Source organism: Streptomyces anandii JCM 4720 (assembly GCF_014650655.1).
In the GTDB taxonomy this organism is placed as follows: Bacteria; Actinomycetota; Actinomycetes; order Streptomycetales; family Streptomycetaceae; genus Streptomyces; species Streptomyces anandii.
Genome location: NZ_BMVJ01000011.1, coordinates 265917 through 277783 on the forward strand (window position 1 = coordinate 265917; position 11867 = coordinate 277783).

At 70.8% G+C, this 11867-nt stretch carries 11 protein-coding genes and 1 tRNA gene; 4 read left to right on the forward strand and 8 right to left on the reverse strand.

Annotated elements, in window-relative coordinates:
* Together IE249_RS38040 and IE249_RS21460 are read right to left on the reverse strand one after the other, a co-directional pair.
* On the reverse strand, nt 1-222 hold a 222-nt coding region (locus IE249_RS38040; RefSeq protein WP_308434381.1), incomplete at its 3' end, for a B-box zinc finger protein.
* A gap of 115 nt (nt 223-337) precedes the next feature.
* A complete protein-coding gene (locus IE249_RS21460) occupies nt 338-871 on the reverse strand; it encodes a peptidylprolyl isomerase (RefSeq protein WP_189706878.1) in 534 nt (177 codons plus the stop codon).
* A gap of 274 nt (nt 872-1145) precedes the next feature.
* Here IE249_RS21460 and IE249_RS21465 point away from each other — a divergent pair, with 274 nt between their 5' ends.
* The gene (locus IE249_RS21465) at nt 1146-1892 is read left to right on the forward strand and encodes a DUF5324 family protein (RefSeq protein WP_189706880.1); all 747 of its coding nucleotides are present in this window, start codon (nt 1146-1148) and stop codon (nt 1890-1892) included.
* 74 nt (nt 1893-1966) lie between these two features.
* Here IE249_RS21465 and IE249_RS21470 read toward each other — a convergent pair.
* A tRNA-Ala gene (locus IE249_RS21470) sits at nt 1967-2039 on the reverse strand.
* A gap of 183 nt (nt 2040-2222) precedes the next feature.
* Here IE249_RS21470 and IE249_RS21475 point away from each other — a divergent pair.
* Together IE249_RS21475 and IE249_RS21480 are read left to right on the forward strand one after the other, a co-directional pair.
* The gene (locus IE249_RS21475; RefSeq protein WP_189706882.1) at nt 2223-2771 is read left to right on the forward strand and encodes a helix-turn-helix domain-containing protein; all 549 of its coding nucleotides are present in this window, start codon (nt 2223-2225) and stop codon (nt 2769-2771) included.
* Between the two features lie 58 nt (nt 2772-2829).
* Nucleotides 2830-4503, forward strand: a complete 1674-nt coding sequence (locus IE249_RS21480; protein WP_189706884.1) for a serine/threonine-protein kinase — start codon at nt 2830-2832, stop codon at nt 4501-4503.
* Here IE249_RS21480 and IE249_RS21485 read toward each other — a convergent pair.
* Nucleotides 4467-5810, reverse strand: a complete 1344-nt coding sequence (locus IE249_RS21485; RefSeq protein WP_189706886.1) for a hypothetical protein — start codon at nt 5808-5810, stop codon at nt 4467-4469. The genes IE249_RS21480 and IE249_RS21485 overlap by 37 nt on opposite strands.
* Before the next feature lie 245 nt (nt 5811-6055).
* Nucleotides 6056-6184, reverse strand: coding sequence for a DLW-39 family protein (locus IE249_RS21490; protein ID WP_003999697.1), 129 nt, complete (start codon nt 6182-6184; stop codon nt 6056-6058).
* A 212-nt stretch (nt 6185-6396) separates the two neighbouring features.
* Here IE249_RS21490 and IE249_RS21495 point away from each other — a divergent pair, with 212 nt between their 5' ends.
* Entirely contained in the window at nt 6397-6753 is a 357-nt protein-coding gene (locus IE249_RS21495; protein ID WP_189706888.1) for a DUF6344 domain-containing protein, read from the forward strand.
* Nucleotides 6754-6901: 148 nt separating this feature from the next.
* Here the strand turns inward: IE249_RS21495 and IE249_RS38045 are convergent, their stop codons facing one another.
* From IE249_RS38045 to IE249_RS21510, 3 genes are all read right to left on the reverse strand, one after another.
* Complete coding sequence (locus tag IE249_RS38045) at nt 6902-8290, reverse strand: PA14 domain-containing protein (protein ID WP_229858939.1); 1389 nt, start codon at nt 8288-8290, stop codon at nt 6902-6904.
* Nucleotides 8291-8418: 128 nt separating this feature from the next.
* Entirely contained in the window at nt 8419-9216 is a 798-nt protein-coding gene (locus IE249_RS21505; RefSeq protein ID WP_189706890.1) for a maleylpyruvate isomerase family mycothiol-dependent enzyme, read from the reverse strand.
* Nucleotides 9217-9525: 309 nt separating this feature from the next.
* A complete protein-coding gene (locus IE249_RS21510) occupies nt 9526-10470 on the reverse strand; it encodes an SRA domain-containing endonuclease (RefSeq protein ID WP_189706892.1) in 945 nt (314 codons plus the stop codon).
* Nucleotides 10471-11867: the final 1397 nt, after the last annotated feature.

Sequence of the window (11867 nt, forward strand, 5' to 3'; positions counted from 1 at the left end):
CGCCGCGGGCGCGTGGCCGGTGCCGGAGCCACCGCGCACGCACGTGGGGCACTGGAACCCGACCGAGGCGTCGACCATGCACTCGGGGCAGATCGGCCGCTCGCAGCGGCTGCAGCGGATGCCGGTCTCGCGGTCCGGGTGGCGGTAGCAGGTGGGCAGGCTCTCGGCGTCCTGCGGCCCCTGGTTCGCCGGGCCCTGCGGGCTGCCTGGTGCCTGGTCCATGGGTCCCCTCGATTCGTGATGGGCGGTGCGCACGGATCGCCGTGGGCAACGCACCGCCCCGCTCATCCTTACGGACGAGCGGGGCGATTGGTTCCCTTCCCGAAGCCGCCTCGGGTCAGCCCTCGCGGGTCTCCACCACGACCGACTCGATGACCACGTCCTTCAGGGGGCGGTCGGTGCGCGGGTTGGTCTGCGTGGTCGCGATGGCGTCCACGACCTTCTGGCTGGCCGGGTCGGTGACCTCGCCGAAGATGGTGTGCTTGCGGGTCAGCCAGGCCGTCGGGGCGACGGTGATGAAGAACTGCGAGCCGTTGGTGCCCGGGCCGGCGTTGGCCATCGCGAGCAGGTAGGGCTTGTTGAAGCTGAGGTCGGGGTGGAACTCGTCCTCGAACTTGTAGCCGGGGCCGCCGGTGCCGTTGCCCAGCGGGTCACCGCCCTGAATCATGAAGCCGCTGATCACCCGGTGGAAGACCGTGCCGTCGTAGAGCTTCGCCGTGGACTTCTGCCCGGTGGCGGGGTGCGTCCACTCGCGCTCGCCCTGGGCGAGTTCCACGAAGTTCCGGACCGTCTTGGGGGCGTGGTTCGGCAGCAGCCGGACCTCGATGTCGCCGTGGTTGGTCTTCAGGGTGGCGTAGAGCTGCTCGGCCACGATCTGCCTTCCGTTGTCTTCCTGTGACCCCCCGATCCTCGCACGCCCGGCGGAAAACCGGGGCAGTACTCCCGGGCCGCAGGCGCGGCGCGGCGATCCGTGGCATTGTCTACGACAAGCTCACGTTGCCCCGGATTCATCCGCTATCTCACTTGATCGTCTCACCGCCGTGACCCGGATGCCCGTTCACACATGCCCCGGGACCCGTTGGCAGGCATGATCCGTAAAAGGGTGGAAAGTCGAATTACCGTACGCCACCGAGGAGGAGGAACCCGTGACCCGCATCGACAGCGTGCGCGCCGCGACCGGCTCGGCGAAGGACAGCGTGCTGCACGCCGCGGAAGTGGTGGCGCCCTACGCCGACACCGCCAAGGAAAGGGCCGCGCACTACGCACACGAGGCACGCGTACGGCTCGCGCCGAGGGTGTCGATGGCCGCCGACCAGGCGCGCCTGCAGTACGGCACCCGCGTCGCGCCACGTATTGAACAGGCTCGTACGCAGGCCCTGACCCATGTGCCGCCGAAGGTCGACCAGGCCGCCCACGAGGCCGCCGAGCGCACCCGCAAGGCGGCCCGGCAGGCGGCCGAGTACTCCAGGCCCAGGATCGAGCAGGCCGTGGCCTACTCCCGGCCGAGGATCGAGCAGGCCGTCGCCGCGGCCGCCCCGGTCGCGGACGAGGCGGCCGCGCGCGGTGCCGCCACGCTGGCCGTGCTGCGCGGGCAGGTCCCGGCGCAGAAGATCCAGAAGCTGGCGCGCAAGCAGGCGCGGCGGGCGAGGGCCGGCCGCATCGCGAAGGTGCTGGCGCTGGCGGGCGTGCTCGCGGGCGGCGCCTTCGCGGCCTGGAAGTGGTGGGACAAGCAGGCCAACCCCGACTGGCTGGTGGAGCCGCCCGCGGCCACCGAGGTGCCCGAGTCGGGCCGGCTGACCTCCGTGGACGGCAGCGGCCAGTCCGTGCTGGACCCCGAGGTCCAGGCAAAGCAGGCGGAGGAGGAAGCGGCCGACCGCGACGAGCGGGGCTGACCGGCGGCACTCACGGCGAAGCTCCCTGCGGGACCACGAGCATGTGGTCCCGCAGGGAGCTTCGCCGTTCCCGGTGGAGCCTAGGGGAGTCGAACCCCTGACATCTGCCATGCAAAGACAGCGCTCTACCAACTGAGCTAAGGCCCCGCAACAGGAGCATCCGGCCCCGGGAACCGCGTCCCGGGCGGGTGCCGCAGACCAGAGTACCGGTAGACCCCCCGGATCTTCCAAAAGATTGGGGGTCCCCGTGACCGACCACTCTCCGTAAGATGCTCCGCGTGGTTCGCTACAGCGAACCGCGGTACTTGGGGAAGCGATGGGGAGACGCTCATGGACGCCGCACAGCAGGAAGCCACCGCAAGAGCGCGTGAACTGCAGCGGAACTGGTACGGGGAGCCGTTGGGGGCGCTCTTCCGTAAGCTCATAGACGATCTCGGGCTCAATCAGGCCCGGCTGGCGGGGGTGCTCGGGCTGTCCGCGCCGATGCTCTCGCAGCTGATGAGCGGTCAGCGCGCGAAGATCGGCAACCCCGCGGTGGTGCAGCGGGTGCAGCTGTTGCAGGAACTGGCGGGGCAGGTGGCCGACGGCAGCGTCAGCGCGGCGGAGGCCACCGAGCGGATGGACGAGATCAAGCGGTCGCAGGGGGGCTCCGTGCTCAGCAACACCACTCAGACGACGAGCAGTTCGGGGGCTCCCACGGTCAAGCGCGTGGTGCGCGAGATCCAGTCGCTGCTCCGCTCGGTCGCCGCCGCCGGCGACATCATCGACGCGGCCGACTCCCTCGCCCCGACCCACCCCGAACTGGCCGAGTTCCTCCGGGTGTACGGCGCGGGCCGCACCTCGGACGCGGTCGCGCACTACCAGTCGCACCAGAACTGACGACCGCGCGGGGGCCGTGCGCGGAGGGCCGTGCGCGGGGGAGGAGCGTCGCACAGCCATGGGTGAGGTGTTCGCCGGCCGCTACGAGCTGGCCGACCCGATCGGACGCGGTGGCGTCGGCGCGGTCTGGCGCGCCTGGGACCACCGCCGCCGCAGGTACGTGGCCGCCAAGGTCCTGCAGCAGCGCGACGCGCACTCGCTGCTGCGCTTCGTGCGGGAGCAGGCGCTGCGCATCGACCACCCGCACGTGCTCGCCCCGGCCAGCTGGGCCGCCGACGACGACCAGGTCCTGTTCACCATGGACCTGGTGGCCGGCGGCTCACTGGTCCATCTCGTCGGGGACTACGGACCGTTGCCCCCGGCGTTCGTCCACACCCTGCTCGACCAGCTGCTGTCCGGGCTCGCCGCGGTGCACGCGGAGGGGGTCGTGCACCGTGACATCAAGCCCGCCAACATCCTGCTGGAGGCGACCGGGACGGCCCGGCCGAGGCTGCGGCTGTCCGACTTCGGCATCGCGATGCGGCTGGGCGAGCCCCGGCTGACCGAGACCAACCTCGTGGTGGGAACGCCGGGTTACCTCGCACCCGAGCAGATCATGGGCGCCGAACCGGACTTCCGCGCCGACCTGTTCGCGGTCGGCCTGGTCGCCCTCTATCTGCTCCAGGGCGCCAAGCCGGACGCCAAGGCGCTCGTGGAGCACTTCGCCGAGCACGGCACGCCGGGCGCCCCCGTCGGCGTACCCGAACCGCTGTGGCAGGTCGTGGCGATGCTGCTGCAGCCCGACCCCGAGGCGCGGTTCCGTACGGCCACGGGCGCACGCAAGGCCCTCGCCTCGGCGGCCGAGCTCCTGGACGAGCCGGGGCCCGACGACGAGCTGATCGAGATCTTCGACCAACTCGGGCCGCTGCCCCCGGGGTTCGGTCCCGAGGGTCCGCTGCGGCGGAGCCCGGGGGTGAGCGGCGAGCTCACCCGGCGGGACGGCGCCGGGGACGACACCGGGGCTGACGGGGGCGGGACCTCCGGCGTCGAGCGCGTCGCGGGCGTCGCGGGGAGCGAGGCCGCGGTCGGGGCGGGGGGCGCCACGGGAGGCGCCACCGGAAGCGCCTCGGGACCCACCTCGGGGAATGCCCCGGGGACCTTCAGGGGAAGCGCCTCGGGGAGCACGTCGGGGAACGCCGCGGGGAGCGCCTCGGAGACCTTCACGGGAAGCGACCCGGGGAGGGCCTCCGGGAGCGCCCCAGGGAGCGCGTCGGAAAGCACCTCGCGGAGCGTCCCGGGGGACACTCCCGGGGGCGCGCGCCGGGGTACCGGCTCGGTGGCCTCCGACCCTCGCCTGGATCTCCAGCGGGACTCCGACCGGCCGGTCACCATGTCGGACACCGGCAGCTTCCACCTGCCACCGCCCCTGGCCGAGCCCGCGCCCTCGCCGTCCCCTCCCCCCGCCTCCTCCCCCCAGGACACGACGCACGCGCTGCGCCCGGCCGGCGGCCCGCCTCCGCCACCCGTCCCCCCGCGCGCGGACCCGGTCACGGCGGCGTACACCGCCGAGGTCGCGCCGGCGCCGGCGCCCGTACCGGCGCCCGCGCCCGAACCCGCCCCCGCACGGGGCGCCTACCGGCACCGCGCACGGCGCCTTCGCCGGCCCGGGCCGCCCGCCAAGGTGGCGCTGCCGCTGCTGCTGCTGGCCCTGGCCTGCTACGCCGTGGGCTTCTGGGCGCTGGCCCGCATCTGAGGCGTACCGCGCCGGGCGAGCACCGTCCACACGCCGAGCACCGCCAGGATGAACGTCCCGGCGCCGATCCCGCCCACCGCGAGCACCCGCAGCCCCGCCGTGCCGCCGTCCCCCGCGCCGGACGCCGTCGCCGCCCGCCGGTCCTGGTCGGTGACCTCGAAGAGGCCGCCCGGTACGGACCGTCCGGTGTAACCCGGCCCGGAGCGTGCCGTGCCGTCCACCCGTACCCGCAGGGTCAGCCCGTACGGCCCCGGTCCGAACGAGCCCGCCGTCTGCGCGGCGAGGTGTACGGCCAGGTAGTAGGAGCCGGCGAACCGCATGCCCTTGACCGGGTCGGCGAAGCCGTAGCGGTTGGCGTAGGCGACCGGCGGCAGAGGCGCGAGCGCGGCCGAAGCGGGGGTGCCCGAGTAACCGGCGTACGCCTCCTCGACGTAGCCGCGCACGGGGTTGTAGAGGGAGAGCGTCAGCGCGCCCTCGGCGTAGCCGCCGCGGCCGCCGGAGCCGGCCAGCTCGGCCGTGGCGGCGAGCTGCTGCCCCCAGTCGACCGGCACCCGGTAGAAGACGGTCTGGCCGGGCCGCAGCCGGTCCTGCCACACCCCCTGCCCGACCGGACTCGCCCCGGCGAACCCGGAGCCGCCGGCCCGGTTCACCGCGCGGCCGCCCGGCGGCGCGGGGGAGGCGGAGTTCCAGGTGTCCGGCGCGGTCGTCGCGCCGGTGTGCTCCAGGGGCGGCTCGGTGGCCGCGCTCAGTTCCAGGGGCCAGGTGTCCGGTGAGGAGCCGGTGGCGTCGACGCGTTCGACGAGCACGTAGTAGGTGCCGCGTCCCTGGCACAGCGTGTGGCCCGGGGAGGCCTCGCGCGCCCCCCACGCGGCGACCGGATGCGGGCTGCGGCTCGCGCCGAAGCGGGTGGCCTGGAAGGAGCAGGTGGTGCCCTGGGCGTCCCGCACGGACACCTGGAGGCCGTCCGTCGCGGAGACGGTGGAGCCGGCGGCGGGCACGGCGGTGGCGGAGACGTACGCGGTGGTGGCCGCGTCCAGGTCGAGGCGGTAGTACAGCTTGCCGCCGCGCGGCAGGGTGCTGCGGTAGGTGCTGCCGGGCTCGAGGAGCCGGGCGTCCGCGGTGGTCCGCGCGCCCTCGACATCGCGGTCGCCGGGGGCGAAGTCGTACGGTCCCGGCGTGCCGGCGGCCACCGCGACCCCCGGGACCGGCCCGGCGACGGCGGCCACGAGCGCCAGCACCACGGCCGCGAGGGCCCCACGCACGACACTCCCGCGCACCAAGGCCCCCCGCCCTGCCGTTCCGCCCATTCCCGCGCCCCCTCGCGTGCACCTCACCCCGACGTACAAGACGTCGCCCATCCTGCCCCGCGCACCGTTGCGCCATCCGCGCATCGCAGGCGAGCGTCCGAAACGCCCGGCTCGTGCGGCGGGCCCTACCCCAGGCGCCGCGACCCCGCAACACGAGAACTCCGCGGAGGGCCGGCCGGCGCGGGCAACACAAAACCCCGACCGCTGCGGGCGGTCGGGGCCTGCTCAGTATCGGATGTCGGTGCTCAGGAACCCGTGGGCACGGAGTCGGTCGCCTCCGTCCACAGATCCTGCTCGGCGCGATCCGCCTGGATCTGGCGGTACACGAGGAGCCCGCCGATGGCGGCCAGTGCGACCAGGAGAAGCTTCTTCACCGCGCGACCTCGTCTTTCCTTTGACGTAGGGGACCTCTGGCGCCCGACTATACACACCGACCGATATCGATCGGTGACCTGTCGCTCATGCGCCCATCCGAGTGGTGTTCATCCGAAGAACGCCGCGCCACGGGCGTCGGTCCACCACTTCGCGACCCTCATACACATGATGAGCAAAGTACGCAAATCGCCCAACCCGAAAGTGAGGGGACATGGACCAGCACAAGGTCGTCAAGCTGTGGACCGCCATCGTCACCGCCTTCCTCGCGCTGTGCACGGCGCTCGGACTCGTCACCACGACCGCCACCGCGGCCGCGGCCGCCCCTCAGCCCGAGACGGCGCCCAAGAGCACCGCTCCCGTACCGGCGCAGGCGACGTCCTCACCCTGGTCCCGGGTCCACGCACGGTCCCTGCCCCCCACGATGAAACAGCGCATCCGGGCCGAGGCCCACGGCAAGTCCCCCAGCTGCCGTCACCGCCCGCAGCTGGACGCCCCCTCGCTCACCACGGACACCGAGTGCGCACCCGCCGCTCCCCCGGTCCGCCCCACGATCCCCCTGCAGCGCTGACAGCGCCGCACCGGCCCCGCCGGTGCCCCCAGGCCCCATGACACAACGGCGATCGCGTACAGCAAAGCCGCAGAATCGCATTACCGCACCAACCGCACCGCCAGAAGAACGAAGATCCCCGGTCGGCATCCGACCGGGGATCTTCGCGTCAGCCCACGGGCCGTGTCACGGCGCGGATGTCGCTGGACGGCGAGTGGTTCCCGGCCGCGTCGTACGTACGGGCCCGGTACTCGTAGGTGCGCCCGTCGGCGGGCAGCGCGTCGCAGACGGTGACGAACGCCGGGTCGCGGCGCGGGTCGTAGCCCTGGTGCGCCACGGTGGTCCAGGCGTCCGTGCCCGCCACGCGGCGCTCGATCTCGAAGCCGGTGAAGTCGCGGATCGGGGACGGCGTGTAGTCGTTGGCGGTCGCCCGGACGCCGCCCTCGCAGGAGCCGACGAGGAGTTCCGGGGCGCTGGCCGGGGCTGTCCCGTCGGGGACCTCGAGCCACACCTCGTTGGTGGCGTAGGCGTCGAGCCCGGACGGGTTGTAGGTGGTGGTGCCGCCGTCGTTGGTGACGAGGACGCGGTAGTGGCGCCACTCGCCGTCGGGGACGACCGGGGCGGTGGTCCAGGTGTGGCCGGTGGTGGTGCCGAGCGGCACCCACTTCCAGGTGCCGTCCACCTTGTCGTTGCTCAGCACCGTGTAGTGGTTGAACTGCGGCTCGGTGTTCTGCGGCCAGTTCAGCGTGACCTTGCCCGTCCCCTTGTCGTACGCGCCGGTCAGGGACGTGACGACCGGGAGGGGCCGGACGATGGTGTCGGTGCTGCCCGAGGAGGTGTTGCCGGCCTTGTCCTTGGCGCGGACCTCGTAGTAGTAGGGCGTGCGGTCGTCGGGGTTGACCAGCGGGTCGGTGTAGCCGCGGGCGGTGGTCGTGGCGACCTTGGTCCAGGTGCCGGAGCCGACGGGCCGGCGGTAGAGCGTGTAGCTCGCCAGGTCCATCTCCTTGTTGGCGGACCAGGAGACGGTCGTCCGGCGGGACTTGGTGTCGTAGGCGGTCTTCACCCCGGTGGGAGCGAGCGGCCTGATCTCGTCGTACGTGGCCGAAGTCCGGGGCGCGTAGGTGAACTTGACCTTGGCGGCGCCGCTCCAGTTCACGTAGTCGACGCGGACGGTGTGCTTGCCGGAGGGGATGCTGAAGCCGAGGTAGGTGGAGCGGGCGGTGTCGCCGGTCCCGTACCACAGGTCGATCTGCCGGGCACCGTCCAGATACACGCGGACGCCGTCGGTGGCCGAGACGTTGAACATGAACGGGCCGCCGGAGCCGAAGTCGCGGGTGACCGACCAGCGCACCCCGAAGTTGTTCGACGGCACGCCGGAGACCGGGCTGCCGGACCAGTTCTGGTCGACGGCGCCGTCGCAGTCGGTCTTCACCGGGGAACCGGAGAACGTGGTGTTCTTGTAGAACGTCCGCTTGTAGACGTTGGCCGAGCAGGTGACGTCGGCGGCGGCCGCCTGCGGGGCGGCGGCCAGCAGGCTGCCGAGGACGACGGCGGACATGGCGGCGCCGGTCCGGGCAGCGACGGGACTCTTGTGAGGCACGGGGACCTTTCACGCTGTGCGGGCTGGACGTACAGCGTGAAGACTCCCGGGCCACGACTAAGGTTGTGCAAGTTTGCACAACCGCCCTACTCCTCCGGTTCCCACTCGCGGAGCAGGTCGAACAGACCGGCGTCCCCCTCGAGTTGCAGGGAGTCCGCCGGGATACGGTCGTACACGAAGAGGACCAGCTCACTGGCCGTGCCGCGAACCGAGACGCCGGCCGCGTCCGGGCCCTCGCCGGCAGCGGCGACGGGCGTCGTGCCGGGCGCGGGGATACGGGTGGAGCGTGCGCCGTCGCCGTCGAGCGTGAGGCGCCAGGAGCGGCCCTCGGTGGCGTGGAAATCGAAGGCGGTGGGCTTGTGCGGCCAGGCACTCGTGGTCGCGACGCAGGTGAACAGGAACTCCTCGACACCGTCGAGTGCCACCTCGTCCGGCAGCGGCTCCGGGGCACCCAGAGTGATCTGGGCGTCGTAGGTGTGCACCGCGAGCTGCTGGAGCTGGTGCCGGGCGACGGCACCACAGGTCTGCGGCGACTGGGACGCCCCCCACCACGTCCAGCAGCCGCGGTCCGGCCCGGCCTCCCGCAGCGCGTCCAGCAGTTGCTCCGTGGACTGTGCCAACCAGGCCGACAGGGCCTCGCGCTCCCGAGGCGCGTCCGGTCCGCCCTGAGCTGCGGACTTGGCCGGAGCGGGCCCAGCGGCGACGGTGGCGGCCCAGTCGCGGCGCCCCTCGCCGATGTGCTGCGCCAGATCGAACAGCGTCCACTCGGGGCAGGTCGGCACCTGCGCGTCGAGGCTGGTCGCGGAGGCGACCGCGGCGCGGAAGGCGCTCGACCGTTCGTCGAGCAGTCGCAGCAGAACGGGGAACGCGAGTGTCGTTGTCACAGGGACTCTCTATCACCGCGTTCCGGCGACCGAATACCGATTTTCACAGCGAAGACCCCCAGCCGGTGCCGACTGGGGGTCTCTTCGCTGGTGGGGCTAACAGGATTTGAACCTGTGGCCTCATCCTTATCAGGTCGATGCCCGGCCCGCTGGGGGCTGGAAGGATCCCAGCCTCACGACGGTCTACTGACCGCTGGGGGCCGCTCTCGTCCGGTCGTGTTCGCCGCTGTTGGTGTCAACCGTTGATGTCAGGCGGCAGGGTCCCTCTTGACAGCTGTGCGATGGGCTGTCCAGGACCAAGACCGATGATCAAGCATGGGGCAGCAGGTCAGCGTCAGAGCACTTGTAGCCGTTCCCTTGAGGCCAGATGATCGCTTGCCCAGCACTATCCGCGAGCTCGATGAGGTCCGGGCGGGGCTTGCTCGGCACAAGGACGGCTCGGTACTTGGCGCGCACGAAGCGGTTGTAGTCAATGAGCTGGCCGAGGGCCATGCGCATGTTTTCCCTCGTCACGCTGCCCTTGGCCTCGATCAGGAGATCTAGGTCTGGCACGTAGAGGTCCGTGAGGAGGGGTCTGGTTTCACCTTCTGGCAGGATGCGCTGGCGGTTCACCCGGTAACCCTTGGTACGCAGGTATGCACTGAAGTCCAGCACCAACTTGCTTTCTCGGCGCTCGGCCTCATACGGCTCGCGGTTCGGATCAACGAACGTCTTCTCGGTTTCGAGCCGCTCGATGTCGATCTCGGTGACCGTCTCGCGCTGGTCTGCGAGCAGCCGACCCAGCTTCGTGCCAGGGTGCTTGGCTGGGGTGTCCAAGGGGCGAAGCTTGAAGACGATGACCTTGCGGAGCGGTCCGTCACCGGTCTCCGGGGCATCAGCTTCGTACCAGTCCTCGAATGCGAACTGGCCGACGTACCTGACCTTGCCGCGGGCTCCTTCGAAGACGCGGAGCGCTCGCCCCTCGGCTTCATGGTTCCGGATGCTGGCGTTGCCGGAGAGCATCCGCTGGTCTCCGTACTGTCCTTCTCCGCTGTAGTGGAAGAACCCATCGGGCATCCAGCCGTCGTAGTACCCGTGCTTCTCGCCGGCGATCGGGTCCGTAAAGATCATCACGTTCGGCGTCTTCGCCGATGGTCCGATCCCGCCTTGCGTCCGACCGCCGTACTTCACGTGCAGCTGTTTACGCTCGATCACAGCACCCGGTTCGAGGTCCCACTCGATGGCCTCGGTCTCCGCGGAGTCCACCTCCGACACGGTCGTTCCTCCTCCTCAGACCAGCCGCACCTACTACGGCTGATCGTAGGGTACCCTGTCCGAGACGCATGGGAATCAGACCAGCGAATCGGATACCTGATTTCGGCATCCGATTTGGACATCGAGCCTGTGGAGGACACGCAGCACGCAACTTTGGAACGAATTAATTAATCCGTGCCGGCTTCCCCGTTGCTCCTGCCACTGACGCGCCGTCAAACGCGAAAACTGGCGGGTATGCTGTGGCCGTCTCACTCCTTACCGATCACTGCTCTCGACACACGGTCGAGGGACCCGGTTCGCCGGGGCCACTACGCAGGTAAGGGGAAACGAGATGGATGATGAGCGAGAGCCCGAGGAGCAGGAGGAGAACCGCGATCGCGACCCGGACCCCCGGTGGTTTCGGCTCCTGATGGCGACTCTCACTGCTACGGCGGCTGTCGCGGCCTGTGTGGAGCAGTTGACACGGCACTAGCGCCGTGAGTTGAAGCGATGCCGGACGATGGTGGATGCCGCAGCGAAGCGGGTCCGACCGTCTATCGCTCGGCCGGACCCGCTTCGATTACTCCACGCACGAGCCCGGTCCTGGTCGGCCAACCGGGGCCGGGCCTCCGTGCTGGAGGGCCGTGGTGCGACGCGAGGTCGCAACCTGATGTTGCTACCCCACCCAAATGCACCCATGGGTGCATCGCCACTATATCTGTCCTAGCCCTAGTTAGCCTTAAGCAGCGTTAGCGGCATCTTGGTTAGCGGCATCTTGCCGGCCTGTTTAGTGGTAACCACGTTGTTGGCAGCCAACTCCTCCATACTCACACCCATCCCACTCACGTCCGCCGCGCGAACCTGGCTGGTAGGGCCCCGAGCTGACCCACGCGGCCGGCGGAGCGGCTTTGGGCTGGAGCTGCTTTGGCGCGAGTGATCAGGGCCCATTACGCTCGCCCGCGGATCGGGCAGGCTTGTGGACCTGCCCGTTAGTGCCCGATTTTGGGCCCTGATCTTCGAGGCTCGCGCCAAAGTGGCTGCCTAAAGCCGTGGAGCCGGCCGCCCCAGCCACGACGGTGTTCTGACCTCGGCTGGGCCGTCTCACCCATACCCCGGCCTTGTCTTCGCCCCCTTGTGGGCGCGGACGGGCGACGGCGCGCGGCCCCGGTGACGAAGGCAAGGAGGGGCGGCGCGCCGGCGACCGGCCGGCGCCGCCGCGCTGTGCGCGGCACCTCCGATCTGTGATCGGACTGCTTGCAGTTCAGGAGGCCGGGAGCAACGGCGAGCGAAGCGAGCCCTTGATGATGTAGGGAAACTTCCACCGCGTTCCGCGTCGGGGGCGTGTCCTACTTCGTTTGATGCTTGACGCGGTGACGTCACTTGATGCTTGACGGTTCCGTCCTCGGTTTGCTGTCTGC